Origin of the sequence: Pseudomonas sp. 28 E 9, from assembly GCF_900004785.1 — a bacterium.
GTDB lineage: Bacteria > Pseudomonadota > Gammaproteobacteria > Pseudomonadales > Pseudomonadaceae > Aquipseudomonas > Aquipseudomonas orientalis_A.
The window spans coordinates 14,230-38,985 of the sequence record NZ_CVTK01000026.1; the positions used below are offsets into that span (position 1 = coordinate 14,230).

The window sequence follows — 24,756 nt, forward strand, 5'->3', positions numbered from 1 at the left end:
ACCCAGGTAAACCGTGAGCTATTCGGTGGTTTTCGCACCGCAAGCCCTGGCTCATCTCGATGCGCTTGAAGACTTCATCAGCGAGGCAGCCTCTGCGGCAGTGGCTGCACGCTTTGTCGACAGGCTCATCAGCCACTGCGAAAGCTTTTCTCTGTTTCCCTTGCGCGGCACGCGCCGTGACGACCTGCTGACTGACTTGCGCATCACGCATTACCGACACAGCACCGTCATTGCGTTCGACATAGGCGAAACCTGCGCAAGTTCGATACGAAAGCACTCGAAATACTTCTAAATCCTGCGGTTTAGTATAAATTGCGTGCAGCTTATTCAAGGCACTCAAGGAGGTTACCCGTGGCAACTCTGCAAACGAACACAATCCAGGCGCTGCATGAAAACCGTAACGCTCTCCTTGACGAATGGAACACCAGCCTTGAGGCTTCGGGTGCCACGCGTAACGTAAAGGGTGACGATGTCAAACAGCAGACCCGCGAATTCCTCGAACTGCTGAGCGCCGCCTTGCACCAGGGCGGCTCGCAAAATACCAACCACGAAAACTGGGCGCAAACGCGAGTATTCCTGGAGAAGCTGTCCCACAGCCGTGCCCTGGCCGGGCAGGACTCGCAACAGACCGCCAGCTTCATTTTCGCCCTCAAGGGCCCCCTGTTTGCGTTGCTGCAACGCGAGTACGCCGAACAACCGGCGCAACTGGGCGAACAACTCTGGGAAATGTCCGAGCTGCTCGATGCACTGGGCATGCACACCATCCGCACCTTCCAGAAATCCCGTGAGTCGGTGATCAAGCGCCAGCAGGAAGAACTGCTGGAACTCTCCACTCCGGTGGTCAAGCTGTGGGATGGCGTACTCGCCCTGCCGATGATCGGCACCCTGGATTCGCAACGCACCCAGGTCGTGATGGAATCGCTGCTGCAGCGGATCGTCGACACCGGCGCGGAGATCGCCATTATCGATATCACCGGCGTGCCAACCGTGGATACCCTGGTGGCCCAGCATCTGTTGAAAACCGTTACCGCCATCCGCTTGATGGGTGCCGATTGCATTATCAGCGGCGTGCGTCCGCAGATCGCCCAGACCATCGTGCACCTGGGCCTGGACCTTCAGGGTGTGGTGACCAAAGCCAACCTCGCCGATGCATTGGCTCTGGCGCTCAAACGCCTGGGTGTCAATATCACCAAGGCTGTTTAAGCATGGAACGCATCCCTATTTTGCAGATGGGCGAGTTTTTGCTCGTGACCATCCAGGTGGACATGCACGACCAACTCGCGCTGACCTTGCAGGACGACCTGTCCGAGCGTATCAGCCGCACCTCGGCGCGCGGCGTGCTTATCGATATCTCGGCGCTGGACATGGTCGACTCCTTCATCGGCCGCATGATCGGCACCATCTCCGGGTTGTCCCGGATCATGGATGCACAAACCGTACTGGTCGGCATGCAGCCTGCGGTCGCCATTACCCTGGTGGAGTTAGGCATGACCCTGCCCGGCGTCGCGACCGCACTCAACGTCGAGCGCGGCATGAAGCTGTTGCGCGAACGGGTAGAACACTCATGAACCAAGCCAGCAGCGGCACGCACCCTGTGCTGATAGAACAGGACGTTGTGCTGGCTCGACAATTGGTACGCAGACTGGCCCAGGACTGCGGCATGCGCTTGATCGACCTGACCAAACTGGTCACGGCGGTCAGCGAGTTGGCGCGTAACACCGTGGTCTATGGCGGTGGTGGCTACATGGACTGGGCAGTGCTCGAGAAAGACCACCGCCCCGGCGTACGCCTCACGTTTCGCGACGAAGGGCCGGGCATTCCCGACCTCAAGCTGGCGATGACCGACGGCTGGACCTCCGGCGGTGGTCTGGGCCTTGGGCTCACCGGAGCCAAGCGCCTGGTGGACGAGTTTGAACTGGACACCGAGCCTGGCAAGGGTACCCGCGTGACGATCACCCGATGGGCCTGAATATTCCCAGCGCGCTCACGCACGTGCTGTTGATTGAAGATACCAGCCAGATCGGCCACGCCCGGCGCACGGCCCAGCACTTATCCGAGTCGCTGGGCTTCGATGAGACCGATGCGGGGCGCGTAGCGCTGGTCGCCACCGAGCTTGCCAGCAATATCCTCAAACATGCCACGCACGGTGAGTTGCACCTGCGCGCCACCGGCAACGGCGGCGTCGAAATGATCGCCATCGACCGTGGGCAGGGCTTTGATATCGACAGCGGGCTGGTGGACGGTTTTTCCACCGGGGGCACCCAGGGCATCGGGCTGGGGGCAATATCGCGCCTGGCGCAGGTGTTCGATGCCCATGCCGATCAGCGTGGCGCAGCGATACTGGCCAGGCTGATGCCGCGTGCCGCAACGACCCGCGATATTCGCTATGGCGTCAGCCAGCACTCCCTGCATAACGACCCCCACTGCGGTGATGCCTGGCACCTCGCGATCGAGCCTGGGCGGTTCAGCGTAATGATGGCCGACGGGCTCGGCCATGGCGAATACGCCGAGCAGGCAGCCCGAGCGGGAGAGGAGGTGTTTGCACAGAATGCCTTCATGGATTCGACGGTATTGATGAGCGATATGCACATCGGCATGAACGGCACCCGTGGCGCCGCCATGGCGGTGGCCCAGTACGATGCCGTGGCCGAGACACTCAGGTTTACCGGCATCGGCAATATCGGCGGCAGCCTGATCGGGCCTGGCAAGCCGCGCGGCCTGGCCTCCCACCCGGGTATCATCGGCGTGCAGTTTCGCAAGGCCCAACCCTTCGACTATGCTCAGGTGGCCGATCAGTTGCTGATCCTGTACAGCGACGGCCTGCAATCACGCTGGAATCTTTCGGACTATCCGGGGCTCGTCCACCGCCACCCCGCCCTGATTGCCGCCATCCTGCACCGTGACTTCTGCCGCGGCCGGGACGACGTTACTGTCTTCGTGATTGCCCTGGAGGCCATCGATGGCTGAAACCACCGCCTCGCTCGCCGCTGAAATCCAACGTCTGCGCCAGGAAGCGGATGCCCTGCGCGCGGAGTTGGATGAAACCAACCAAGGCGTGCTGGCGCTGTATGCCGAACTGGACATGCAAGCCGACCAACTGCGTGAGGCGTCAGACCTCAAGAGCCGTTTCCTGTCGTACATGAGCCATGAGTTCCGCACGCCCCTGGGCTCGATCCTGAGTATCACCAGCCTGCTTGCCGACGAACTGGACGGCCCGTTGAGCCCGGAGCAACACACCCAGGTCGGGTTTATCGCCAGCTCGGCGCGCGAATTGCGCGAGATGGTCGACGACTTGCTCGACCTGGCCAAGATCGAGGCCGGGCGCATCACTATTTCTCCCGCCTGGTTCGATATGTTCGACATGTTCTCGGCGCTGCGCGGAATGTTTCGCCCCATCGTGGACGCATCATCGGTCGACCTGATCTTCGAGAAGCCTTCCGGCCTGCCCAAGCTCTATACCGATGACAAAAAACTCGCGCAAATACTGCGCAATTTCATTTCCAACGCCCTGAAATTCACCCTGCTGGGCGAAGTGCGGGTCTCGGCGCGCATGGAGAGCGAACACGAGATCCGATTTGCGGTGCAGGACACCGGCCTGGGCATACCCGCCGAGTTACACAACAACCTGTTCGAAGACTTTTCCCAGATCGACTCACCGCTGCAGAAACGCCTGCGCGGCACCGGCCTGGGCCTGTCACTGTGCAAGCGTTTTGCCCAGTTGCTGGGCGGCAGGGTCGGTGTTGAAAGCACACCCGGCGTAGGCTCGCTGTTCTTTGTAGTTATCCCTCTCTCCATTGCCAGCGAGAACGTCGATGAAACGTGACATCCAGCTGCTGATCGTCGACGACAATGCCGCCACGCGCTACGCCCTGCGCCGACGCCTCGAGCGCCATCACTACTTGGTGCTCGAAGCCGGCACGGGCCAGGAGGGGCTGGACCTGATCGCCACGGGAAAAATTGATGCGCTGATCCTCGACGTCAACCTGCCGGACATGAGTGGCTTCGACATCGTGCGCCGTTTGCGTACCGACCCGAACACCGCCTTGCTGCCGGTGGTGCACGTGTCGGCGGCGTCCATCGAGACCGGCGACATCATCACCGGCCTGGACGCCGGGGCCGACGCCTACCTGATCCACCCGATCGACCCCGAGGTCCTGCTGGCGACGCTGCGCACCCTTTTGCGCGTGCGCGACACCGAATACGCGTTAAGGCAAAGCGAGGCACGCTTTCGAGAAATCTTCTTTAATATCAGCGCGCCGATTGCAGTGCTGGATGCGCAACTGAAGGTTCACGAGTGCAACCACGCGTTCGCCCAGTTGATTCACGACAACCTCAACCCCGATGCCCTGCTTGAATGCTTCGCCGGCGACCAGTATGCGGTTATCCAGGAACTGTGCCTGCGCCTGGCGGCCGGCGAACGCTGGAAAGGCACGTTGCAGATGAAAGTCGACGGCCAGCTGCGCGAAACCGAATGGCAGATATCGCCCTATGACCGTGCCGAGCTGAGCCTGGTATTTGTCGAGGACGTGACTGAATACCGCCATCGCGAGCGTCATCAACAGGCCGAACTCGCCAACGCGGCGACCCGCCTGGCACGCACTGAGGCGCAGCTGCTCCAGGCCCAGAAAATGGACGCCCTGGGCAAGCTCACCGGCGGCATCGCCCACGACTTCAACAACCTGCTTACCGGTATCATCACCAGCCTGGAGCTGATCAAGAAGCGCATTGAAAGCCAGCGCACCGATAAGGTCCTGGGCTATGCCGACGCCGCACTCAGTTCAGCCCTGAGCGCCGCCGGCCTGACCAACCGCCTGCTCGCCTTCGCCCGCCAGCAGCCGTTGGACACGCGGCCCATCGATATCAATGCGCATATCCGCTCCCTGGAAGAGTTGCTGGTGCGCACCATCGGCGAACACATCACCTTGAAACTGGAGCTGACCAACAACGCTGCGGTGGCGATGGTCGACCCGATCCAGCTGGAAAGTGCAGTGCTGAACCTGGTAATCAACGCCCGCGATGCGCTGCCCAAAGGCGGCAATATCTGGGTGACCACCTACCCTGCCTACTCCAACGGCAACCTCAAGCTGGAAGACGGTCCCTACATCGCGCTGTCGGTACGCGATAACGGCGTGGGCATCGAGCACAGCGTCATCGACAAGGTGTTCGATCCCTTCTTCACCACCAAGCCAGTGGGCCAGGGCACCGGCCTGGGCCTGTCGACCATCTACGGTTTCGCCCGCCAGTCCGGCGGCGATGCGCAGATCCGCAGCGTCACCCGCCAGGGCACTGAAGTGACGATCATGCTTCCGGCCGCAGAAGGTCCTGCATCGGTAACCACCAGGACGTTTGCAAAACCGGGCAAGAGCAACGGTGAACACATACTCATCGTCGAGGACATGCCTTCAGTGCGCAGCTTTGTCGCCGAAGTACTGGCAGACGCCGGTTACCGCTGCAGCCTGGCCGCCGACGGTGACGAAGCGCTTGCCCGCTTGGAGACTGACCTGACGATCAATCTGCTGCTCACCGATGTCGGCCTGCCCTACATGACCGGTCGCGAACTGGCGGACTTCGCCCGTGGCCTGCGCAATGATTTGCCGATCCTGTTCATGACCGGCTACGCCGAGAATGCAGCCAATCGGCAAAACTTCCTGGGTGAACGCATGGACCTGATCACCAAGCCGTTCCATATCGATGAACTGCTCGAGAAGATTCGCCAGGGCCTGGAGGCAAGCCCTGGCGCCGCTGACTACAGCTGAAACCGGGCCACCGCTTCGTTCAGCGAAGCCGCCAACTGTGCCAGCTCGCGACTCGATCCATTGATCTGCCCAGCCCCGGATGAGGATTGGGCAGACAAGTCGCGAATGTTGACGATGTTGCGATCGACCTCCTTGGCCACTTGCGCCTGCTCTTCCGCCGCGCTGGCAATTACCAGGTTGCGCTGGTGGATCTGATCGATGGAGTCGGTGATCTGGCTCAATGCGCCACCCGCCCCTTCGGCCAGGACCAGGGTATCGGTGGCGCGCTGGGTACTCGATTGCATTGAGGTCAGCGCGTGGTCCGACCCTGTGCGCATGGCCGTGACCATCTGGTCGATTTCCAGCGTCGATTGCTGGGTACGATGTGCCAGCGCGCGCACTTCGTCGGCAACGACCGCAAAGCCGCGCCCGGATTCACCGGCCCGCGCGGCCTCGATAGCGGCATTGAGCGCCAGCAGATTGGTCTGTTCGGCAATGGAGCGAATCACATCGAGGACCTTGCCGATATCACGCGATTGTTCGGCGAGGTTCTGCACCAGCTTCGAGGTTTCACCTATGTTCGTGCTCAGGGCCTGGATGGCGCTGACGGTTTCGCCAACGCGATGCTGGCCTTCGCGCGCCGTTTCATTGGAAACACGCGTGGATTCAGAGGTGGACACTGCGTTGCGCGCCACTTCGTCCGCTGCGGATGTCATCTCGTTGACGGCGGTAGCGGCCTGCTCGATTTCGGCGGTCTGCTTCTGCAGGCTGCGGCTGCTCTGGTCGGTAATGCCATTCAACTCGGTGGCGGATGCGGCCATCTGCCCCGCCGACTGGCGGATCAGCTGCAACGTCCCGCGCAGATTGGCCTGCATGGTCTTGAGCGCAACCAGCAGACGCGTCACTTCATCGTCACCGGTCACGTCCACCGTCTGGGTCAGGTCGCCTTGAGCCACGTTTTCGGCAGCTCGCACCGCATGGCTCAGCGGACCGACAATGCTGCGCGTCAACAACCAGGCCAGTGCCACGGTACTCAGAGCGGCCAGGAGTACGAAGCCGAACACCATGGTGCGCGAGCGGCTGTACTGCGACTCGGCCAGTTGGCCCTGCTGGTTGATCTGCGCGTTGTAGTAGTCAGCGAGCGCATTGAGCTGCGTACCGGAGCCATCGATCACGGTTTTCATGTCCACCAGCAGCAACTTGTTCAGCTCGGCGCCCTGCTGTTTGTCGGCAAGCACGAAGGATTGGGCCAGGCCCTGTTGGTACTGACGCAGCGACCCCTGGAACTGATCGTAGAGCGCGCGCACTTGCGGGGTATCGATGACCGCATCGAGCTCTGCCAGCTTTTTGGTCAGGTCCTGGCTGCGAGTGTCCATCTGGCTGCGGTATTGCGGGATGCCTGCCGGATTCGGGTCCAGCGCCATGCGCAAAGAGATCGTACGAATGCGCAGCATTATTTCGCGGATGTCCGCCACCAGCCGCATCTTGGGCACCAGCCCGCTTTCAACCTGCACCGCACTGGCGCGGATGCTGGCCATGTTCGACAGGGCAAAAAAACCCAGCAGGGCCACGAGCAAAGCGATCAAGGCAAAACCCAGACCCGCACGGCGAGCGATGGACAGGTTGCGAAGGGACATTTCGAGGAGATCTCTTATTAGGTATATGACGTCGTATGAGAGGGTTTCGGCCTGCGCAGGCGGGACTTTAGAGCGTAGCTTGAAGGGAAATTAATTGTCATGAATATCAGGGAGTTATTTGACCTGTTGACGAGCAAAAAGCTACTTGAGGGCAATACTGGGTTCGGAACGTATTCCTTCACCGTTACAACGGAGATTCCTTATGCGGCAAAACCTTTTCTGACCTAAGGCGGCTATCCAAAAACAACCGTTACCAATAATACGAGCTTGCACAAGTCCCATCACGGGACTAGGATTTCCTCATGAGAATCATCGCGATCAGCCAACTCAAAACCTTTTGGCGCAAGTACCCGGACGCCGAGCAATCGCTACTGGCTTGGATAGATGAGGCGAAAAACGCGGACTGGTCCGCCCCGGCTGACATCAAGGAACAGTTTCGTCATGCAAGCGTCCTCAAGAGCCGCAGAGTCGTCTTCAATATAAAAGGCAACGACTACCGGCTCGTGGTCGCAGTGGCCTATCGCTACGGCGCTCTCTACATCAAGTTCGTCGGTACGCATAAGCAGTACGACGCGATTGACGCCGACACTGTTGAAACGGAGTAACCCATGAATATCCGCCCCATCCATACCGAGCAGGACTATAAAGACGCACTGAAGTCAGTCTCCCCACTGTTCGATGACGAACCGGAACCCGGTACGCCAGAAGGTGACTACTTCGACGTGATGATCACCCTGATTGAAGCCTATGAGGCCAAGCATTTCCCGGTTGACCTGCCCACCCCCGTCGACGCCATTCGTTTCAGAATGGAACAGTCTGGTCTTTCGGCAGCAGACCTGGTGCCCGCCATTGGCCGTCAAAACCGGGTCTATGAAGTGCTTAATGGAAAACGCGCACTCACTTTGCCAATGATTTGGAAACTACATGAAATGTTTGGAATTCCGGCTGAGAGCCTGATCCGGCCGATAAAAAATGCGTGAAATCTAAGGCCGTAACGACTGAATCCAGTCGCATCGATTGCACTGATGATTACTATCGAACCGAGCGCCTGCTCAATTACCACAACTGGTTTCTATAATCGCCTCCAAATTCCCTCCCCCTCGCCTGACTTCAGGCGACGCTCACCCCGGAACTGAACGCCATGCCAAATGCCAGCCAGGCCCCTCGCGGCCTTCCCGAACATAATCAACAGAGTGTCAAACAGCAGTGGTTGGCGATTCTTTCGGTCGCCGTGGGCGCGTTCGCCCTGGTGACCAGCGAGTTTCTGCCCGTGGGCGTGCTCAACGACGTCGCCAGCGATCTCGGCATCAGCGCCGGCCACGCGGGCCTGATGGTGACCCTGCCGGGTATCATGGCCGCTCTCGCGGCGCCGCTGCTGTCGGTGATCATTGGCAAGATGGATCGCCGTTATCTGCTGATCGGCCTGACATTGGTCATGATCATCGCCAACCTGGTGGTGTCTTTGGCCAGCGACTTCAGCCTGCTGCTGTTCGGCCGCGTATTGCTGGGCATCAGCATCGGTGGTTTCTGGGCGACGGCCATCGCCCTCAGCGGCCGCCTGGCCCCCAGGGGAGTGGACGTCGCGAAAGCCACCTCGATCATCATGATGGGCGTGACCCTGGCCACCGTACTGGGCGTGCCGGTCGGTACCTGGTTGAGTGGCCTGATGGGCTGGCGCATGACCTTCCTGGTCACCGCGCTGCTGGGCGTACCGGTACTGCTGGCGCAGGTCTTCCTGTTGCCTCGACTCTACCCGGAGAAGGCCATCCTCGTGCGTGACTTGCCGGCGTTGTTTATCAACCCACGTGCCCGAGTCGGACTGATCGCCGTGTTGCTGATCGGCCTCGCGCACTTTGCCGCCTACACCTATGTCGCGCCGTTCTTCAAGAACAGCGCCGGCTTCGACGGGCCGACGATCGGTTCGCTGTTGCTGATGTTTGGCGTGGCCGGTGTGGCAGGTAACATTTTTGCCGGTTTCGCCGCCAACCGCAGCGTGCGTCACACCCTGCTGCTGGTCGCGCTGATGATCGGCACCAGCACCGCCCTGTTCCCCTACTTCGCCACCGGCATGATCGGCGCCACGATGCTGATCGCGCTGTGGGGCTTCGCCTTCGGCGCCTTCCCGGCGTGCGCCAGTATCTGGATGTTCGTGGTCGCACCCAAGGATGTGGAACGTGGCATGCCGCTATTCGTTGCGCTGTTCCAGGTGATCATTGCGCTGGGCTCGTTCTTTGGTGGACAGATCGTAGACCACCTGGGCACTTCGGTGTTGTTGAGCCTGGCCACGGCGCTGGTGGGCGCAGGTTTTGTCACGGTGCTGGTGCTGGGGCGTAACATCAGCAATCGCCTGGTGGCGCAGCCGGCCTGACGAGCCTGGACACACTAAAAAGCCTGCTGAGCATTGAGCTCGGCAGGCTTTTTTGTTTCAAAAACTGGTGTTTATTTCGCTGTCGGGAAATCACGCTCAAGGACTGAGTCGACCAGCGACTGGGCATTCTCGATGAGTTGAGCCAGACCCATGATCACGGGTGACTGAGTACTGTCCGGATCTTCGGCGCATTGGTAGGCAGTTTGGAGAGCGGAGGAAAGAATTTCGGAGGTGTTTGTCAGGGCTTCTTCGGTGCCGACATCTGCACCTACGTGAAATATTTTACGAGGGGAAAACTCGGAAGCAGAATCGAGGTTGCTCATGTTCATTGTGTAGCTCCTGTATGTAATGGGAGCTGCCACATCCCGCTGTCAAACAGAATCAGGTGGCAGCTATGCGCGGGTTGACAGACCGGTATACAGGACCCGGCGCACCCGAGGATGCCCCACGCACAGCCGCCATAAAACGACGTCACAGCACAAACGTCTGTAATCGCATGGAGGTTGTACACCTGTAAATCGGTCTGTCAAAACCGGTCGCCATCAGGGCGACGGCGGAAGGTTAGCGCCCTGCCCCAGCCAACGCAACCCTGCTCGGAAACTGCCGATCCCACACAACGTAAGCGGCTATTTCGGAAAGTCTTGGTAACGAGAATTCCCGCAGTGAAACTTGAGCATCCAGGTCTCTAAGCTAGCCTCAAAAGAGTCGCCGGGTTGGCGACGTACCTGCCAGGGAGCTTATATGCCAACGAGATATCGCGATGCGGTCACAGGGGAATACGTGACAGAGGGTGAGGCAAAGAAAAGGCCAAGAGAGACGGTTAAGGAAACGGATAAAAAGCCGTCAGCAAAACCGAAGGGAAAAAAGTAGGGTCAACGAATGAAAGCGATTGCCGTATGTCCAGACAGACTTGCCAAAGGGACGCATCTGACTCAATGTAATGACCAACGTCATTACACGAGGACCTTTCCCATGGCATCTATCAACGTTCGTATTGATGACGACCTGAAAGCTCGCGCCTACCTCGAATTGGAGAAGCTCGGCGTCACGCCCTCCGAGCTGATGCGTCAGGCGCTGCAGTACGTAGCCGAGCGTGGTCAGCTGCCATTTAAGCCCGTGCTGATGACGGAGGAAGATGAAGCCTTGATGGCCACCGTACGTGAACGCTTAGCATCGACCCAGCGAGTGAAGGTTTCGTTAGATGACCTATAGCCTTGATTTTGATGCGCGCGCATTGAAGGAATGGCAAAAACTCGGCGACACCCTCCGTCAGCAGTTCAAGAAGAAGCTGGCGGAGACTCTGAACAATCCCCGCAATGAAGCCAATCGCCTGCATGGACTCCCTGACTGCTACAAGATCAAATTACGCAGTAGCGGCTACAGACTGGTCTATCAAGTGATCGATCAGGAAATTACAGTCGTCGTGGTGGCCGTGGATAAGCGGGAGCACGATCAGGCCTATCGCAAGGCGAATGAGCGCTTGAGCTAACCGTGGGTTGATAGCCCAAAAGACGCCCCAAACGGAAAAGCCCCGTAGCTTATGCAGCTACGGGGCTTTTTCATGTAATGGCGGAGAGATAGGGATTCGAACCCTAGGTACCGGTGAAGGTACAACGGATTTCGAATCCGTCCCATTCGGCCACTCTGGCATCTCTCCAACGGCGCGCATCATAACAGTGTGTATCACGGAAGCAAACCCCAAAGGCGATTTTTTTCCGTGCTATCAGATGCTTGCGTCGATTAAAGCGGTACGCCGAGGCGCTGGGCGACTTCTTCGTAGGCTTCGATCACGTCACCGAGGCCCTGGCGGAAGCGGTCTTTGTCCATCTTCTTCTTGGTGTCCTTGTCCCACAGGCGGCAGCCGTCCGGGCTGAACTCGTCGCCCAGGACGATGGAGCCATCGTGGAATACGCCGAATTCGAGCTTGAAGTCCACCAGCAGGAGGCCGGCGTCGTCGAACAGCTTGCTCAGCACGTCGTTGACCTTGAGGGACAACTCTTTCATGCGTGCCAGTTGTTCAGCGGTGCCCCAGCCGAACGCTACGACGTGGGATTCATTGATGAACGGGTCGCCCTTGGCGTCGTCCTTCAGGAACAGCTCGAAGGTGTAAGGGTTGAGCTTGAGGCCCTCCTCCACGCCCAGGCGCTTGACCAGGCTGCCGGCGGCGTAGTTGCGCACAACGCATTCGACCGGAATCATGTCGAGCTTCTTGACCAGGCATTCGTTATCGCCCAGCAGTTTGTCGAATTGGGTCGGAACACCGGCTTCTTCGAGTTTCTGCATGATGAAGGCGTTGAACTTGTTGTTCACCATGCCCTTGCGATCAAGCTGTTCGATGCGCTTGCCGTCGAACGCCGAGGTGTCGTTGCGAAACAGCAGGATCAGGCGGTTGGCGTCGTCGGTCTTGTATACCGACTTGGCTTTGCCGCGGTAGAGTTCTTCACGTTTTTCCATGATGGGCTCCGCTTTGAGTGAGGTGGGCTAGGCGATGTGGCGCCAGTCGAGCCCTGAATCTTGATCGGCCAGTTGCAGCCAGTCCGGGTCGCACCCGAGGGTGTCGACAAAACATTGCCGGGCAAGCGTCGGCAGGTTGTTCTTGCTGCTCAGGTGGGCCAGGACCAGGTGTTGCAGGTCTTGCCAGCCCAACTCATACACCAGGTACGCCGCCTGATGGTTGTTCAAATGTCCCAGTTCGCCGCCCACCCGCTGCTTGAGAAAGTAGGGGTAATGACCGCGAGCCAGCAGGTCTCGGCAGTGATTGGATTCGATTATCAAGGCATCGAGGTCGCGGTAACCGTCCAACACTTTCGCGCAGTAGGAACCCAGGTCGGTCAGCACGCCGAAGCGTCGCTCACCATCACTGAATACATATTGCGTCGGCTCCTGCGCGTCGTGAGCGACGGCGACGGCACTGATGCTCAGGGCACCGATCTGCAGCTGCTCGCCACCGGCCAGGAAACCTGCGGGCTCAATGGGTTTGCGCATCCCGCGCAAGGTACCGCGACTCAAGTACACCGGAAGATTGTAGCGTCGAGACAGCAAACCCACGCCATGCACGTGGTCGGCATGTTCGTGGGTCACCAGAATCGCGCTCAGCTGCGCGGGGTGAACCCCCAGGCGCAGCAGGCGCCGCTCGGTTTCTCTTAACGAGAAACCACAATCGACCAATATGTACGTGTCGTCATGGGCGACCAGCGTGCCGTTCCCTTGGCTACCGCTACCGAGAACAGCAAAACGCATCGGATCAGCCCAGGTTGTCCTGAATTACACCCAATACTTTGCGCGCTGTTTCAGCTGGCGCGACAGTGTTGATGTTTTTCTCGACGGTGACTTGCACGCTCTCGCCGACCTTGCTCAAACGAACCTGATAACGCTCGGCGCGGGTCTCGACTTCTTCCTTGGTCGGCTGGCTGCCGAACAACTTGCCGAAGAAACCTGGCTCGTCGTCTTTTTTCTCGGCCTTTTCAGCCACGTTGATGTAGTAAAGACCCAGGCTGCGGTTGATGTCCTCAACGCGCCAAGGGCCTTGCTCCAGTGCGCGACCTACGCTGGCCCAGGCACGGTCCAGGTCTTCACCCAGGTTCAGCACCACGTTGCCGCTGCCATCTTCGGTGAGGCTGACGCGGCTGGGCGTGTCGTAATCACGTGCGGCGAGCAGGGAAACCGAGCCGCCCTTCTCGGAGATGCGGCTCATGCTGGCCAGCATCTCGTCGACCAGCGCGGCGTCGACACCGGTATTGACCGAGCGCGGCGTGAAATCGACGCTGGCCGTGCTGCCGGCAGGGCGCTCGGCGCTGACCACATAGACTTCACTGGTGTTGCGCTGTACGCCTGGCTCGATGCGCACACGCACACGGGCCTCGCTGTCGGCGGCTACACCGCCAGCCAACAGGCGCTGGGCCATGTTGGCGGACAACTCACGGCCTGGCTGCCACGCCGTGGTGAACTCACCCGTCTGCGGGCGCTGCTCGTCGATGCGAAAGCCATTGTCCTGGAAGAACTGCACCGCCACCGGCCAGACTTCGGCGGGTGGGCGCTGAGCCACGATCCAGCGGTTGTCGCCACTCTTTTGCAGGCTGTAGTCGCTCGCATCGGCCACTGCCGTGATCGGCTGCGGACGTGGCACCACATATTCGCCCTTGACGGTGTCGTCGGCGACATTGCGCGGAATCGGCAGCAGCGGGTCGAGACGCTTGGCGACGTTCACGTCAGGCGGCAGTTGCATCGGTTTGGTTGCTTGCGCTTCCAGGTAATCGCTGCCACGGTCACGGAAGTAGCCTTCCGGGCCCCATACCCAACCGCAGCCACTGGTGCTGGAGATAATCAAGGCAAGTGCGGAAAGTCCGGCCAATCGCTTCATGCGTAGTGCTTCCTCAATTAAACCAGGACGCCGGACTGGCGCAGGGCCTGTCGCAGCGGTTCGTGAAAGGCTTCGCTGAGACGGGTGAGCGGCAGACGGATACCGTCCGGCATCATGCCCATTTCAGTCAGCGCCCATTTCACGGGAATAGGGTTGGATTCGGTAAACAGTGTCTTGTTGAGCGGCATCAGCTTTTCGTGAATCGCGCGGGCGGTCACGGCATCACCGGCAATGGCGGCAGCGCACAGGTCGCTCATGGCACGCGGGGCGACGTTGGCGGTCACGCTGATGTTGCCTTTGCCGCCCAGCAGCATCAGTTCCACGGCGGTGGCGTCGTCACCGGAGTACAACAGGAAGTCGCTGCTGACGCCGGCCAGGATGTCCTTGGCGCGCTGCAGGTCGCCCGTGGCTTCCTTGATGCCGATGATGTTCGGCACGGTGGACAGGCGGATCACGGTCTCGGCCTTCATATCGCACGCGGTACGAGCCGGTACGTTATAGAGGATCTGCGGGATCTGGACGGCTTCGGCGATGGCTTTGAAGTGCTGGTACAGGCCTTCCTGGGTCGGCTTGTTGTAGTACGGCGTCACCAGCAGGCAGGCGTCTGCGCCGGCCTTCTTGGCATTGCGGGTCAATTCGATCGCCTCACGCGTCGAGTTGGCGCCGGTACCTGCGATCACGGCGATACGGCCCGCAACGCGCTTGACCACGAACTCGATCACCTGGATGTGTTCTTCCACGTCGAGGGTGGCCGACTCACCGGTGGTGCCGACCGCCACGATGGCGTTGGTGCCTTCTTGCAGGTGGAAGTCCACCAGTTTGCCCAGGCTGTCCCAGTCGAGATGACCTTGTGCATCCATGGGTGTGACCAGTGCCACCATACTGCCCGCAATCATGCAACCGCTCCTGCCGGAAAAAGAGAGCCGTAATGGTACTGGCGCCAAGATGCTTGTACAAGCGAAGTACCGTGCGAGGATGCGTTATGGCGCAACTAAACGACGGGCAATGCCATCATTGGGCCAAAGCAGCGTCTGAATCAGGTCGTTCACGCAATGAAAACGCCACCTCCTAGCCCTTGGCGACGCTTTTCGCTACCCTTGATCCTTTGATCGGTACCGCCCTGGCGGTATCGACCGCTCATCGCTTTAGGAAGGCTGCATGTCCACCCCCACAGTTCGCGAACAATTCCTTGTTATCAGTGCCCTCGGCGCCAACCCCATGGAGCTGACCAACGTCCTGTGCCGCGCCAGCCATGAGAACCGCTGCGCCGTGGTGACCTCGCGCCTGACCCGCCATGGCGAGTGCAGCGCTCTGGTGCTGCAGATTTCCGGTAGCTGGGACGCCCTGGCGCGCCTTGAGACCGGCCTGCCGGGCCTGGCCAAGAAGCACGACTTCACCGTCAATGTAGTGCGCAGCGCCGCCCTGGAAAATCGCCCGCAGGCCCTGCCTTATGTGGCGTATGTCAGCTCGGCCTATCGCTCGGACATCGTCAACGAGCTGTGCCAGTTCTTCATCGACCACAACGTCGAGCTGGAGAACCTGACCTGCGACACCTATCAGGCGCCGCAAACAGGCGGCACCATGCTCAATGCCACCTTCACTGTGACCTTGCCGGCCGGCGTGCAGATCAGTTGGTTGCGCGACCAGTTCCTGGACTTCGCCGATGCCCTGAACCTTGACGCGCTGATCGAACCATGGCGCCCACAGAACCCAATGTAAGGAAGGACTCATGCCGGTAGCCATCGACACACCTGTAGCCGATTTCCAAGCCCAGTCCACCAGCGGCCAGACCTTCAGCCTCGCAGCCCTCAAGGGCAAGCAAGTGGTGATCTACTTCTACCCCAAGGACAGCACGCCGGGCTGCACCACCGAAGGCCAGGGCTTTCGTGACCAGTACGCAGCGTTCAAGGCCGCCAACACCGAGGTGTTCGGCGTGTCGCGTGACAGCGTGAAGTCTCACGAGAACTTCAAGGCCAAGCAGGCGTTTCCCTTCGAGTTGATCAGCGACAAGGACGAGGCGGTGTGCCAGCTGTTTGATGTAATCAAGCTCAAGAAGCTCTACGGCAAGGAATACCTGGGCGTGGATCGCAGCACCTTTCTGATCGACAGCGAAGGTGTGCTGCGCCAGGAATGGCGCGGCGTGAAAGTGCCGGGGCACGTGGACGCGGTGTTGGCGGCGGCGCAGGCGCTGAACAAGGCCTGATTGGCGCTTACAAGGCGATCAGGCCTTGCGCAACCAGTAACGGTACACACCAGCAGCCTCTTCTTCCTGGACCAGCGTATGGCCCGCCAGCCTGGCAAAGGTGCGAAAGTCCCGCTGGGAACCGGCGTCCGTGGCGGTAACCTTGAGTACGGCACCGCTGGCCAGTCGATTGAGTTCCAGCTTGGCCTTGAGCAAGGGCAACGGGCAATTGAGGCCGCTGGCATCGAGTTCGGCGTCAAAGGCGACAGCGTCGATCATGGTGTTACTCCAGGCAAACATTTGAGCGGCTTAGAATATCTGGTCCGAAGCTCAGTGTCCGGCTACAGTAAGCTCTTTGTCGAAAGGCTTTGTGCATGAATTTTTTGCGCCCTACCCTGCTGACGCTGGCCTGCCTGCTGGCCTCCCCGGCCTTCGCTGATGAGCTGCCGTCACTCGGCGACGCCAGTTCTGCCATTGTCTCGCCGCAACAGGAATACCAACTGGGCCGCGCATGGCTGGCCTATCTGCGCGGCCAGGTCTCGCAGCTCAATGATCCACAGCTCAAGGATTACGTCGAAACCAGCGTGTACAAGCTGGTGGAAACCAGCCAGGTCAACGACCGGCGCCTGGAATTCATCCTGATCAACAGCCCGCAGCTCAACGCCTTCGCCGCACCCGGCGGGATCGTCGGGGTCAATGGCGGCCTGTTCCTCAATGCCCAGACCGAAGGTGAATACGCATCGGTGCTGGCCCACGAATTGGCGCACTTGTCCCAGCGCCACTTTGCCCGAGGCGTGGAAGCGCAGTCGCGCATGCAGATCCCGATGATGGCTGCCCTGCTCGGCGGCATCATTGCCGCCGCGGCCGGCGCCGGCGATGCGGGCATTGCCGCGATTGCCGGCTCCCAGGCCGCCGCGATCCAGGAACAGCGTCGATTCTCTCGCCAGAATGAGCAGGAAGCCGACCGTATCGGCATCCTCAACCTGGAGAAAGCCGGCTATGACCCGCGCTCCATGCCCACCATGTTCGAGCGCCTGATGCGCCAGTACCGTTTCGATGCCAAGCCACCGGAATTCCTGCTGACGCACCCGGTCACCGAATCGCGAATCGCCGACACCCGCAACCGCGCGGAACAAGCCAAGCCTGGCGGCAAGGAAGACAGCCTGCGCTATCAGTTGATTCGCGCGCGGGTGCAACTGAAGTATGAAGATACGCCGGGCCTGGCCGCCAAGCGTTTCCAGGCACAGCTGGATGAGAACCCGAAAAACGATGTGGCGCGTTATGGCCTGGCCATCGCCCAGATCAAGGGCACCCAGCTCAAGGAAGCACGGGAAAGCCTGGCGCCGCTGCTGGCCAAGGCGCCCAACGACATTACCTACAACCTGGCGCAGATCGAGCTGGATATCACCAGCAATCGCATGCCGGACGCCCAACAACGCACCGACCGCATGCTGACCCAGTACCCCAGCAACTATCCACTGAACCAGGTACGCGTCGATCTGCTGCTCAAACAAAACCGTACCGCCGATGCGGAAAAAGCCCTGGACGGCTTGCTCAAGTCCCGCCCGGATGATCCGGACGTGTGGTATCAGGTCGCCGAAACGCGCGGTTTGTCGGGCAATATCATTGGCCTGCATCAGGCGCGCGCCGAATACTTCGCCCTGGTGGGCGATTTCCAGCAAGCCATCCAGCAGTTGGACTTTGCCAAGCGTCGCGCCGGCAACAACTTCCCGCTGTCCTCGCGAATCGATGCGCGCCAGCGTGAGTTGATCGAACAGGAACGCCTGGTGAAAGGGATGATGAGCTAAACCCATCGCCCACAAAAAAGCCCCGCCATCCTTCAATGGCGGGGCTTTTTATTGGGCTGGAAGGTTACTCGGCCAGCTTGAAGGTGATGAAGCTGGCACGCCCCTGACGCAACACACGCATCGACACCGAACGATTCTTCGGCAACGCCTTGGCGATGTCGGTGAATTCCTTGGTGTTATCGATTGCCTGGTTGTTCAGGTGGGTGATCACATCGCCCGGCTGCAGGCCGATCAAGGCGGCTGGGCCATCCTGGACCTCCTTGATTACCACACCGCTCTTGAGATCGAAGGCCTTCTTCTGCTCAGGCGTCAGCTCAACCACGGCAATGCCCAGGCGATTGCTGCTGCGCTCGGCACCCGGCTTGGCGTTACCCAGGGCATCCAGGGTCGCACCCTCTTCCGGGATTGCGCCAACAGTGAGCTCGACATTCTGGCGCTTGCCGTCCCGAATCACTTCCAACTTGGCTTTGCTGCCCGCTTTCAGCGCGCCTACCAGATGCGGCAAGTCGGCCGACATGATGATCGGCTGGCCGTTCATGCTCAGAATGACGTCGCCGACCTGCAGGCCACCTTTGGCAGCCGGGCCGTCATCCTGGATCTGCGCGACCAGCGCACCCGCAGGCTTGTCGAGACCGAACGACTCTGCGAGATCCTTGTTCACTTCCTGGATCACCACACCCAGCCAACCGCGGCTGACTTTGCCACCGGCCTTCAGCTGATTGGAGACGTCCATGGCCACGTCGATCGGAATCGCGAAAGAAACCCCCATGAATCCACCGGAGCGGGTGTAGATCTGCGAGTTGATCCCTACCACTTCGCCAGCCAGATTGAACAGCGGACCACCGGAGTTGCCCGGGTTGATCGGCACGTCGGTCTGGATGAACGGTACGTAGTTTTCGTTTGGCAGGCTGCGACCGATGGCGCTGACGATGCCCTGGGTGACAGTGTGGTCAAACCCGAACGGCGAACCGATTGCCACGACCCACTGGCCCGCTTTCAGGTCCTGGGACTTGCCCAGTTTAAGCACCGGCAAGTCCTTGCCTTCGATTTTCAGCAAGGCAACGTCCGAACGTGGATCGGTGCCGACCAGCTTGGCTTTCAACTCACTGCGATCGGCCAGGCGCACGAGGATCTCGTCGGCATCGGCAATTACGTGGTTGTTGGTCAGGATGTAGCCGTCAGGCGAAATGATGAACCCCGAACCCAGGGACTGCGCTTCACGCTGGCCACCGCCACCACCGCGCGGGGCGCGGGGTTGCGGCATGCCTCGCTCGAAGAATTCGCGCAGCATCGGCGGCAGGCCTTCCAGGTCCGGCATCTGCTGATTCGACACCTTGCGATCCGGCAATTTCTGCGTAGTACTGATGTTCACCACCGCAGGCGAGGCCTGCTCCACCAGTTGGGTGAAGTCAGGCAGTTCGACCGCTTGCGCGGGCACGGCCTGACCCAGCACCAGCAGCGTGGCGACTATGGATAGGTAAGACTTCAAACGTGGTATCGACATACAGCTCCCGTTACGACGAGCAGGGTTGAGCGACAGGGTTCAAAAAACACCGAAAACCGCGACCGACATTTTTTGTTCCGCGAACAAACAAGGCCAGGGCCGAGAAGCCCTGACCTATAAAAAACATAAGGATTTTTTGCAAGTGAAAATGCTGATCCAGACATTTCATGCTCTCGGCAGGCACCCTGGCATGGGGGCAGAGTGGAAGATCAGGATGAACACTGGATTAACGACTCACGGTTTGGCTGCGGTCTTTTCACCGCGCACCGACAATGCGACGCGCTCGGCGGTGCCGATCGGGATTTCCCCCACCACCGTCACCATTATCTCGCCGTCCACCGTATTCAAATGCCGGGATACCGCAACCGTAGGCCCAAGCTGAGTACGCGTCTGCGACACGCTCGCACCGTTGGTGGTTTCGAGAAACACCGAAAAACGTGCAAGCCCATCGTCATACATCAAGCTGTCGATGGTGGATTTTGTCTGAGGGTCTTTGCGCGATGCATTGCGCGTCAGCTCAAAGCCAGCTGGCAGCCAATCCAGGTGCCACGCATTCGAGGCAGGCGCCTGCACGGCGTTGCCATGATCAATCGCGACAGGGGTGCATTCGCTGCTGGGCTGCAAATCATGCTCAGTGGGTGGGGCGGAGGTATTCAATCGCACAAACTGAAAGCGCTCCAGCAGTTGCCCTTGCTCACTGAGCAACAGCGACTTGAGGGGCAATGCAGTTTCACGGTCCAGGTGCAGCTCGAAGCCATAACGGTCATGGTCACGCGGAGTAATCGACACGATAACCGCATTACGACCGGCCACGCGAGATTTGCCGATGACGGCCAGATCATAGAATTGACTGAGTTTTTGTGGGTCCAGCGAATGTGCCGCGGCGTCACGGGGACTGCCCAGGCCGGCAACAAGTGTGCCGCTGACGCACTGTGCATGCCCTTCTACCCGTACCACTTCCTGGGCAGAACCATCGAGCTGCAACAGACGCTCCCGGACCTGACCGTTCTGGACGAGATGCCAGATGTCGTGGGTAGAAAAACTGCCGTTACGCTCATAGATGAACGTACCTTGAAAGCCTTGCTGCCGCTCTGCACGCCCAAGTCGAGTCAGCCAGTCTTGGGCTTCATCGGCGTGGGCGGGTAGTGCAAACCAACTACTGAGCAAAAGCGTAAGGAGCGGTATGGCGCGCATAGGGCTCCTTAACGGTTCAGCGGTTTTCCAGGCTTGCTGCGCGAGCGTATGGCAGGGCACTTTCAGCGTTCTTGCCAGCTGCTTCCTGTGCATGTTGGCGCAGGTAGCCTGGTAGGCGCTGATCCTGCCAGCCGGATTGCCCTTGAAGCACACCGTTAGCCATAGGGCCGGCGGTGTCAGAGCTTTCCTTGTAGCCAGCCAGTACAGCCGGGCCTTTGACTTGCGGACCGGCCATGACCGGTTGCTGAGTCTGCTGGGCCAGTTCGGCACCTGCGATTTCGTCCTGGTTGTACAGACGAACACCGGCCAGTACGGCGACGGTCACCGAAGCAGCGACTGCCAGACGACCCAGGCTACGCCATGGACCACGAGCAGCTTTTGCCGGAACGGCTTCATCGGCCAACGCGGCAGAAACGGCCGCAGCAATATCCAGACGAGGGATTAGAAGATCCTTGTGCATCACCGCCCGAGCGACTTGGTAACGAGACCAGGTATCACGGGTTTGGGCATCATCAAATGCGTTGAGCACTCGACGAAGTTCCAGTTCATCCGCTTCGTTATCCATCACTGCGGACAGCGATTCCTGCAGGGCATCACGACTCATGGCGGTTCCTCTCTTGGCTGTCGCCGCTGTCTTTAGTTTTCCTGCAACAACGGTTGCAAGGCTTTGTCGATGGCTTCCCGGGCCCGGAAAATCCGTGACCTCACAGTCCCCACCGGACATTGCATGACGCTCGCAATGTCTTCGTAACTCAGACCATCGAATTCACGTAAAGTTAACGCCGTACGCAAATCTTCTGGCAGTTGCTGAATCGTTCGATGAACGGTTCCCTCGATCTCGTCGCGCAGCAAAGCACGCTCCGGCGACTCGAGATCTTTGAGGCCGTGATCACCATCATAGAATTCAGCATCTTCTGAACTGACATCACTGTCTGGTGGGCGGCGACCGCGAGACACCAGATAGTTCTTCGCCGTGTTGATGGCGATGCGGTACAGCCACGTATAAAACGCGCTATCACCGCGAAAATTGCCCAGTGCACGGTATGCCTTGATAAAGGCTTCCTGTGCAACGTCCTGCGCTTCATGGGTGTCGTGCACAAACCGCACGATCAACCCGAGAATTTTGTGCTGATATTTCAGCACCAGCAGATCAAATGCGCGCTTGTCGCCGCGTTGTACGCGCTCGACCAGCTGCTGATCCTCTTCCTGGGTTAGCATGAACACTCCTCGTTGTACTCGAAGGAGGCTTGCATAACTAAACGATCAGGCTTGCAAACATAGACTCGGGCTTTTCGCAAAAGTTCTCCCCCTTCAAGCAAGTTTCCGGCACGCACTGATTTGGCACACACGAAAAACGCAGCTCAGGCAACGCCGGCTGCGCGAATAATCTTGTCGTCGGTCTTCTGACGCGTCCAATGCTCCCGACGGGCCAATAAACACAACGTCTTCCCAGCTTTCGGGCAACCTGCTATTGAGTCGGAGTCTATGCAAAAAGTTCCCGCTCGCTGACTGGCTGTGAAACCGAAGCTGTGCACCGTAATCTCACAATGCCACGAATGCCTGGCTATTGTGCCGCTCCACCCCTCTATATACTAGTGGCCTGTGTGCCCCTTTGATTCGCCGATCCAGGCGTCCTGCTTGCGCCTCCTCTCCGGATCGCTTTTTGCGGAATCCATTCAATGAGCCAACAGTTTCAACACGATGTCCTGGTGATCGGCAGCGGTGCCGCCGGCTTGAGCCTGGCGCTGACCCTCCCCGGCCATCTGCGTATTGCCGTACTGAGCAAGGGCGACCTGGCCAACGGTTCGACATTCTGGGCGCAAGGCGGCGTCGCGGCCGTGCTGGACGACACCGACACCGTCCAATCCCATGTCGAAGACACCCTCAATGCCGGCGGCGGCCTGTGCAATGAAGACGCGGTGCGCTTCACGGTCGAGCATAGCCGGGAAGCCATTCAATGGTTGATCGACCAGGGGGTGCCCTTCACGCGCGATGAGCATGCAGGCAACGACGACGGTGGATTCGAGTTCCACCTGACCCGTGAAGGCGGCCACAGCCACCGCCGCATCATCCACGCCGCCGATGCCACCGGCGCCGCCATCTTCAGGACGCTGCTCGACCAAGCCCGCCAACGGCCCAATATCGAATTGCTGGAGCAGCGCGTCGCCGTCGACCTGATTACCGAAAAACGCCTGGGCCTTGCCGGCGAGCGCTGCCTCGGGGCCTATGTGCTGAACCGCGCCAGCGGTGAAGTCGACACCTATGGCGCACGCTTCACCATCCTTGCCTCGGGCGGCGCAGCCAAGGTCTACCTCTATACCAGCAACCCTGACGGCGCCTGCGGCGACGGCATCGCCATGGCCTGGCGCTCGGGCTGCCGAGTGGCGAACCTGGAATTCAACCAGTTCCACCCCACGTGCCTGTATCACCCCCAGGCCAAGAGTTTCCTGATCACCGAGGCTTTGCGCGGCGAAGGTGCGCACTTGAAGCTGCCCAATGGCGAACGCTTCATGCAGCGCTTCGACCCACGCGCCGAACTGGCGCCGCGCGACATCGTCGCCCGCGCCATTGACCATGAAATGAAGCGCCTGGGTATCGACTGCGTCTACCTGGACATCAGCCACAAACCGGAGGCCTTCATCAAGACGCACTTTCCCACCGTCTATGAACGCTGCCTGACCTTCAACATCGACATCACCAAAGGCCCGATCCCGGTGGTGCCTGCCGCGCATTACACCTGCGGCGGCGTGATGGTCGACCAGCATGGCCGCACCGACGTGCCCGGCCTGTACGCCATCGGCGAAACCAGCTTCACCGGCCTGCACGGCGCCAACCGCATGGCCAGCAACTCGCTGCTCGAATGCTTCGTGTACGCGCGCTCGGCAGCGGCGGACATCCTTGAACAACTGCCGCGCATCCCGGTACCGGCCGCCCTGCCCCGCTGGGATGCCAGCCAGGTGACGGATTCGGACGAAGACGTGATCATCGCGCACAACTGGGACGAGCTGCGGCGCTTCATGTGGGACTACGTGGGGATCGTGCGCACCAACAAGCGCCTGCAACGGGCACAGCACCGGGTGCGTTTGCTGCTGGATGAAATCGACGAGTTCTACAGCAACTATAAAGTCAGCCGCGACCTGATCGAACTGCGCAACCTGGCTCAAGTCGCCGAACTGATGATTCGCTCGGCCATGGAGCGCAAGGAAAGCCGGGGCCTGCATTACACCCTGGACTACCCGCAGATGCTGCCCGAGGCCCGCGACACTATTCTGGTGCCAGCCACCTACGGCGACTGAACTTCAAGCGTACGCGCAGGCGCCGATGCATATCGGCGCTCTGCGAGTCGCGAGGCACACAAAGGGAGCGCACCCACCGCTCACCCTGCACGCGATAACGCAGCACCACCACCAGCGGCAGCGCCAGGCTGTCGGGCCTTAGCTGCACGCTGTGCCAGCCGCGCTCGGCGCTGAACACTTGCCAGCCATCGTCATCGCGGCGCAGGCCGCGAATCGACGAGCGATGAGTCAGCAGGATATGTCGCGGCAACACCCACGCGGCGTGGGCCAGGCACACCAGCAGGCCAAGGGATGCAAAAGGCAGGTCGACCACCAGGCAGGCACCCAGCGCGAACAGCTGGGCGAACAGATACGCCGCCAGCAACAGCCGTGAGGCCTGCCAGCGGCATTCAAAACGGTTACTTGGGCTGGACACGGTCCAGAATCATCCGAACCATGCGCTGCAGCTCCGGATCTTCCGATTCGGCGCGCTCCATGAACCAGCCGAACATGTCCTGGTCTTCGCATTCCAGCAGTCGCACGTAAAGGTCGCGGTCCACCTGGTTGAGCGTTGCGTAGACTTCTTTGGTGAATGGCACCAGCAACACGTCCAATTCCAGCATGCCACGACGGCTGTGCCAGTAGAGGCGATTGATTTCTACATCTTCGACCATGGAACGCTCCTCAAATAGA

The 24,756-nt window shown here is 59.9% G+C and carries 29 protein-coding genes, 1 tRNA gene and 1 pseudogene; 16 read left to right on the forward strand and 15 right to left on the reverse strand.

Annotation, left to right across the window (positions count from 1 at the left end; genetic code table 11):
- The first annotated feature begins 13 nt into the window (after positions 1-13).
- The 7 genes from BFQ00_RS04735 to BFQ00_RS04765 are packed head-to-tail and all read left to right on the forward strand — an operon-like array spanning position 14 to position 5,756.
- Entirely contained in the window at positions 14-292 is a 279-nt protein-coding gene (locus BFQ00_RS04735) for a type II toxin-antitoxin system RelE/ParE family toxin (protein WP_065932763.1), read from the forward strand.
- 59 nt (positions 293-351) lie between these two features.
- The gene (locus BFQ00_RS04740; RefSeq protein WP_065886286.1) at positions 352-1,203 is read left to right on the forward strand and encodes an STAS domain-containing protein; all 852 of its coding nucleotides are present in this window, start codon (positions 352-354) and stop codon (positions 1,201-1,203) included.
- Between the two features lie 2 nt (positions 1,204-1,205).
- Positions 1,206-1,568 (forward strand): STAS domain-containing protein, encoded by a 363-nt coding sequence (locus BFQ00_RS04745; RefSeq protein ID WP_065932764.1) that lies wholly within the window; start codon positions 1,206-1,208, stop codon positions 1,566-1,568.
- Positions 1,565-1,969, forward strand: a complete 405-nt coding sequence (locus BFQ00_RS04750; RefSeq protein WP_065886285.1) for an anti-sigma regulatory factor — start codon at positions 1,565-1,567, stop codon at positions 1,967-1,969. The genes BFQ00_RS04745 and BFQ00_RS04750 overlap by 4 nt, the downstream gene beginning before the upstream one ends.
- Entirely contained in the window at positions 1,960-2,967 is a 1,008-nt protein-coding gene (locus tag BFQ00_RS04755; RefSeq protein ID WP_083208069.1) for an ATP-binding protein, read from the forward strand. The genes BFQ00_RS04750 and BFQ00_RS04755 overlap by 10 nt, the downstream gene beginning before the upstream one ends.
- On the forward strand, positions 2,960-3,823 hold the full coding sequence (locus tag BFQ00_RS04760; protein ID WP_065932765.1) for a sensor histidine kinase: 864 nt from the start codon (positions 2,960-2,962) through the stop codon (positions 3,821-3,823). Before BFQ00_RS04755 ends, BFQ00_RS04760 begins: the two co-directional genes overlap by 8 nt.
- Entirely contained in the window at positions 3,813-5,756 is a 1,944-nt protein-coding gene (locus tag BFQ00_RS04765; protein WP_065932766.1) for a response regulator, read from the forward strand. The genes BFQ00_RS04760 and BFQ00_RS04765 overlap by 11 nt, the downstream gene beginning before the upstream one ends.
- On the opposite strand, the gene BFQ00_RS30305 is transcribed toward BFQ00_RS04765, so the two are convergent.
- Together BFQ00_RS30305 and BFQ00_RS30310 are read right to left on the reverse strand one after the other, a co-directional pair.
- Complete coding sequence (locus tag BFQ00_RS30305; RefSeq protein WP_371914183.1) at positions 5,747-6,610, reverse strand: methyl-accepting chemotaxis protein; 864 nt, start codon at positions 6,608-6,610, stop codon at positions 5,747-5,749. The genes BFQ00_RS04765 and BFQ00_RS30305 overlap by 10 nt on opposite strands.
- A pseudogene (locus BFQ00_RS30310) lies at positions 6,605-7,372 on the reverse strand (MCP four helix bundle domain-containing protein); the annotation flags it as partial. The pseudogene BFQ00_RS30310 and the gene BFQ00_RS30305, both read right to left, overlap by 6 nt.
- 302 nt (positions 7,373-7,674) lie before the next feature.
- On the opposite strand from BFQ00_RS30310, the gene BFQ00_RS04775 reads away from it, so the two are divergent.
- The 3 genes from BFQ00_RS04775 (at position 7,675) to BFQ00_RS04785 (ending at position 9,740) form a co-directional block, all read left to right on the forward strand.
- Positions 7,675-7,977, forward strand: coding sequence for a type II toxin-antitoxin system HigB family toxin (locus tag BFQ00_RS04775; protein ID WP_065932768.1), 303 nt, complete (start codon positions 7,675-7,677; stop codon positions 7,975-7,977).
- Between the two features lie 3 nt (positions 7,978-7,980).
- Positions 7,981-8,352 (forward strand): helix-turn-helix domain-containing protein, encoded by a 372-nt coding sequence (locus BFQ00_RS04780; protein ID WP_065932769.1) that lies wholly within the window; start codon positions 7,981-7,983, stop codon positions 8,350-8,352.
- A 161-nt stretch (positions 8,353-8,513) separates the two neighbouring features.
- The gene (locus BFQ00_RS04785; protein ID WP_065932770.1) at positions 8,514-9,740 is read left to right on the forward strand and encodes an MFS transporter; all 1,227 of its coding nucleotides are present in this window, start codon (positions 8,514-8,516) and stop codon (positions 9,738-9,740) included.
- Positions 9,741-9,811: 71 nt separating this feature from the next.
- On the opposite strand, the gene BFQ00_RS04790 is transcribed toward BFQ00_RS04785, so the two are convergent.
- Complete coding sequence (locus BFQ00_RS04790) at positions 9,812-10,069, reverse strand: DUF6124 family protein (RefSeq protein WP_065932771.1); 258 nt, start codon at positions 10,067-10,069, stop codon at positions 9,812-9,814.
- A 643-nt stretch (positions 10,070-10,712) separates the two neighbouring features.
- On the opposite strand from BFQ00_RS04790, the gene BFQ00_RS04795 reads away from it, so the two are divergent.
- Positions 10,713-10,952: a type II toxin-antitoxin system RelB/DinJ family antitoxin gene (locus BFQ00_RS04795; RefSeq protein WP_065932772.1), complete on the forward strand. Its 240-nt coding sequence runs from the start codon at positions 10,713-10,715 to the stop codon at positions 10,950-10,952.
- Entirely contained in the window at positions 10,942-11,229 is a 288-nt protein-coding gene (locus BFQ00_RS04800; protein WP_065932773.1) for a type II toxin-antitoxin system RelE family toxin, read from the forward strand. Before BFQ00_RS04795 ends, BFQ00_RS04800 begins: the two co-directional genes overlap by 11 nt.
- A gap of 78 nt (positions 11,230-11,307) precedes the next feature.
- On the opposite strand, the gene BFQ00_RS04805 is transcribed toward BFQ00_RS04800, so the two are convergent.
- From BFQ00_RS04805 to dapA, 5 genes are all read right to left on the reverse strand, one after another.
- A tRNA-Ser gene (locus tag BFQ00_RS04805) sits at positions 11,308-11,397 on the reverse strand.
- 83 nt (positions 11,398-11,480) lie between these two features.
- A complete protein-coding gene (purC, locus tag BFQ00_RS04810) occupies positions 11,481-12,194 on the reverse strand; it encodes a phosphoribosylaminoimidazolesuccinocarboxamide synthase (RefSeq protein ID WP_057723050.1) in 714 nt (237 codons plus the stop codon).
- 27 nt (positions 12,195-12,221) lie between these two features.
- Positions 12,222-12,980 carry an MBL fold metallo-hydrolase gene (locus BFQ00_RS04815; RefSeq protein WP_065932774.1) on the reverse strand — a complete coding sequence of 253 codons (759 nt, stop codon included), beginning with the start codon at positions 12,978-12,980 and terminating at the stop codon, positions 12,222-12,224.
- A 4-nt stretch (positions 12,981-12,984) separates the two neighbouring features.
- Entirely contained in the window at positions 12,985-14,100 is a 1,116-nt protein-coding gene (bamC, locus tag BFQ00_RS04820; protein WP_065932775.1) for an outer membrane protein assembly factor BamC, read from the reverse strand.
- A 17-nt stretch (positions 14,101-14,117) separates the two neighbouring features.
- Complete coding sequence (dapA, locus tag BFQ00_RS04825; protein WP_065886239.1) at positions 14,118-14,996, reverse strand: 4-hydroxy-tetrahydrodipicolinate synthase; 879 nt, start codon at positions 14,994-14,996, stop codon at positions 14,118-14,120.
- Positions 14,997-15,258: 262 nt separating this feature from the next.
- Here dapA and BFQ00_RS04830 point away from each other — a divergent pair, with 262 nt between their 5' ends.
- Together BFQ00_RS04830 and BFQ00_RS04835 are read left to right on the forward strand one after the other, a co-directional pair.
- On the forward strand, positions 15,259-15,819 hold the full coding sequence (locus BFQ00_RS04830) for a glycine cleavage system protein R (RefSeq protein WP_003189463.1): 561 nt from the start codon (positions 15,259-15,261) through the stop codon (positions 15,817-15,819).
- A gap of 10 nt (positions 15,820-15,829) precedes the next feature.
- On the forward strand, positions 15,830-16,303 hold the full coding sequence (locus BFQ00_RS04835; RefSeq protein WP_065932776.1) for a peroxiredoxin: 474 nt from the start codon (positions 15,830-15,832) through the stop codon (positions 16,301-16,303).
- A gap of 18 nt (positions 16,304-16,321) precedes the next feature.
- Here the strand turns inward: BFQ00_RS04835 and BFQ00_RS04840 are convergent, their stop codons facing one another.
- The gene (locus tag BFQ00_RS04840; RefSeq protein WP_065886237.1) at positions 16,322-16,561 is read right to left on the reverse strand and encodes a sulfurtransferase TusA family protein; all 240 of its coding nucleotides are present in this window, start codon (positions 16,559-16,561) and stop codon (positions 16,322-16,324) included.
- Positions 16,562-16,656: 95 nt separating this feature from the next.
- On the opposite strand from BFQ00_RS04840, the gene BFQ00_RS04845 reads away from it, so the two are divergent.
- Positions 16,657-18,090 (forward strand): M48 family metalloprotease, encoded by a 1,434-nt coding sequence (locus tag BFQ00_RS04845; RefSeq protein ID WP_065886236.1) that lies wholly within the window; start codon positions 16,657-16,659, stop codon positions 18,088-18,090.
- Between the two features lie 64 nt (positions 18,091-18,154).
- Here BFQ00_RS04845 and BFQ00_RS04850 read toward each other — a convergent pair whose 3' ends face one another.
- The 4 genes from BFQ00_RS04850 to rpoE form a co-directional block, all read right to left on the reverse strand.
- On the reverse strand, positions 18,155-19,594 hold the full coding sequence (locus BFQ00_RS04850) for a DegQ family serine endoprotease (protein WP_065886235.1): 1,440 nt from the start codon (positions 19,592-19,594) through the stop codon (positions 18,155-18,157).
- Between the two features lie 234 nt (positions 19,595-19,828).
- On the reverse strand, positions 19,829-20,788 hold the full coding sequence (locus BFQ00_RS04855; protein WP_065932777.1) for a MucB/RseB C-terminal domain-containing protein: 960 nt from the start codon (positions 20,786-20,788) through the stop codon (positions 19,829-19,831).
- A gap of 16 nt (positions 20,789-20,804) precedes the next feature.
- Complete coding sequence (locus tag BFQ00_RS04860; protein WP_057723059.1) at positions 20,805-21,392, reverse strand: sigma-E factor negative regulatory protein; 588 nt, start codon at positions 21,390-21,392, stop codon at positions 20,805-20,807.
- Positions 21,393-21,424: 32 nt separating this feature from the next.
- The gene (rpoE, locus tag BFQ00_RS04865; RefSeq protein ID WP_003172477.1) at positions 21,425-22,006 is read right to left on the reverse strand and encodes an RNA polymerase sigma factor RpoE; all 582 of its coding nucleotides are present in this window, start codon (positions 22,004-22,006) and stop codon (positions 21,425-21,427) included.
- Positions 22,007-22,467: 461 nt separating this feature from the next.
- Between rpoE and nadB the strand changes: the two genes are divergently transcribed.
- Complete coding sequence (gene nadB / locus BFQ00_RS04870) at positions 22,468-24,084, forward strand: L-aspartate oxidase (protein WP_065893471.1); 1,617 nt, start codon at positions 22,468-22,470, stop codon at positions 24,082-24,084.
- Here the strand turns inward: nadB and BFQ00_RS04875 are convergent.
- Together BFQ00_RS04875 and BFQ00_RS04880 are read right to left on the reverse strand one after the other, a co-directional pair.
- Entirely contained in the window at positions 24,053-24,499 is a 447-nt protein-coding gene (locus BFQ00_RS04875; RefSeq protein ID WP_065932778.1) for a protein YgfX, read from the reverse strand. The genes nadB and BFQ00_RS04875 overlap by 32 nt on opposite strands.
- On the reverse strand, positions 24,483-24,737 hold the full coding sequence (locus BFQ00_RS04880; protein WP_003189444.1) for an FAD assembly factor SdhE: 255 nt from the start codon (positions 24,735-24,737) through the stop codon (positions 24,483-24,485). The genes BFQ00_RS04875 and BFQ00_RS04880 overlap by 17 nt, the downstream gene beginning before the upstream one ends.
- Between the last annotated feature and the right edge of the window lie 19 nt (positions 24,738-24,756).

Bases quoted from the DNA above. Each gene is read 5' to 3' on its own strand.
- BFQ00_RS04800 (WP_065932773.1), top strand. From the start codon at position 10,942: ATGACCTATAGCCTTGATTTTGATGCGCGCGCATTGAAGGAATGGCAA.
- dapA (WP_065886239.1), bottom strand. From the start codon at position 14,996: ATGATTGCGGGCAGTATGGTGGCACTGGTCACACCCATGGATGCACAA.
- BFQ00_RS04850 (WP_065886235.1), bottom strand. From the start codon at position 19,594: ATGTCGATACCACGTTTGAAGTCTTACCTATCCATAGTCGCCACGCTG.
- BFQ00_RS04785 (WP_065932770.1), top strand. From the start codon at position 8,514: ATGCCAAATGCCAGCCAGGCCCCTCGCGGCCTTCCCGAACATAATCAA.
- BFQ00_RS04745 (WP_065932764.1), top strand. From the start codon at position 1,206: ATGGAACGCATCCCTATTTTGCAGATGGGCGAGTTTTTGCTCGTGACC.
- BFQ00_RS04835 (WP_065932776.1), top strand. From the start codon at position 15,830: ATGCCGGTAGCCATCGACACACCTGTAGCCGATTTCCAAGCCCAGTCC.
- nadB (WP_065893471.1), top strand. From the start codon at position 22,468: ATGAGCCAACAGTTTCAACACGATGTCCTGGTGATCGGCAGCGGTGCC.
- BFQ00_RS04760 (WP_065932765.1), top strand. From the start codon at position 2,960: ATGGCTGAAACCACCGCCTCGCTCGCCGCTGAAATCCAACGTCTGCGC.
- BFQ00_RS04790 (WP_065932771.1), bottom strand. From the start codon at position 10,069: ATGAACATGAGCAACCTCGATTCTGCTTCCGAGTTTTCCCCTCGTAAA.
- BFQ00_RS04830 (WP_003189463.1), top strand. From the start codon at position 15,259: ATGTCCACCCCCACAGTTCGCGAACAATTCCTTGTTATCAGTGCCCTC.
- rpoE (WP_003172477.1), bottom strand. From the start codon at position 22,006: ATGCTAACCCAGGAAGAGGATCAGCAGCTGGTCGAGCGCGTACAACGC.
- purC (WP_057723050.1), bottom strand. From the start codon at position 12,194: ATGGAAAAACGTGAAGAACTCTACCGCGGCAAAGCCAAGTCGGTATAC.
- BFQ00_RS04755 (WP_083208069.1), top strand. From the start codon at position 1,960: ATGGGCCTGAATATTCCCAGCGCGCTCACGCACGTGCTGTTGATTGAA.
- BFQ00_RS30305 (WP_371914183.1), bottom strand. From the start codon at position 6,610: ATGCAGGCCAATCTGCGCGGGACGTTGCAGCTGATCCGCCAGTCGGCG.
- BFQ00_RS04795 (WP_065932772.1), top strand. From the start codon at position 10,713: ATGGCATCTATCAACGTTCGTATTGATGACGACCTGAAAGCTCGCGCC.
- bamC (WP_065932775.1), bottom strand. From the start codon at position 14,100: ATGAAGCGATTGGCCGGACTTTCCGCACTTGCCTTGATTATCTCCAGC.
- BFQ00_RS04840 (WP_065886237.1), bottom strand. From the start codon at position 16,561: ATGATCGACGCTGTCGCCTTTGACGCCGAACTCGATGCCAGCGGCCTC.
- BFQ00_RS04880 (WP_003189444.1), bottom strand. From the start codon at position 24,737: ATGGTCGAAGATGTAGAAATCAATCGCCTCTACTGGCACAGCCGTCGT.
- BFQ00_RS04845 (WP_065886236.1), top strand. From the start codon at position 16,657: ATGAATTTTTTGCGCCCTACCCTGCTGACGCTGGCCTGCCTGCTGGCC.
- BFQ00_RS04750 (WP_065886285.1), top strand. From the start codon at position 1,565: ATGAACCAAGCCAGCAGCGGCACGCACCCTGTGCTGATAGAACAGGAC.
- BFQ00_RS04775 (WP_065932768.1), top strand. From the start codon at position 7,675: ATGAGAATCATCGCGATCAGCCAACTCAAAACCTTTTGGCGCAAGTAC.
- BFQ00_RS04765 (WP_065932766.1), top strand. From the start codon at position 3,813: ATGAAACGTGACATCCAGCTGCTGATCGTCGACGACAATGCCGCCACG.
- BFQ00_RS04780 (WP_065932769.1), top strand. From the start codon at position 7,981: ATGAATATCCGCCCCATCCATACCGAGCAGGACTATAAAGACGCACTG.
- BFQ00_RS04815 (WP_065932774.1), bottom strand. From the start codon at position 12,980: ATGCGTTTTGCTGTTCTCGGTAGCGGTAGCCAAGGGAACGGCACGCTG.
- BFQ00_RS04855 (WP_065932777.1), bottom strand. From the start codon at position 20,788: ATGCGCGCCATACCGCTCCTTACGCTTTTGCTCAGTAGTTGGTTTGCA.
- BFQ00_RS04860 (WP_057723059.1), bottom strand. From the start codon at position 21,392: ATGAGTCGTGATGCCCTGCAGGAATCGCTGTCCGCAGTGATGGATAAC.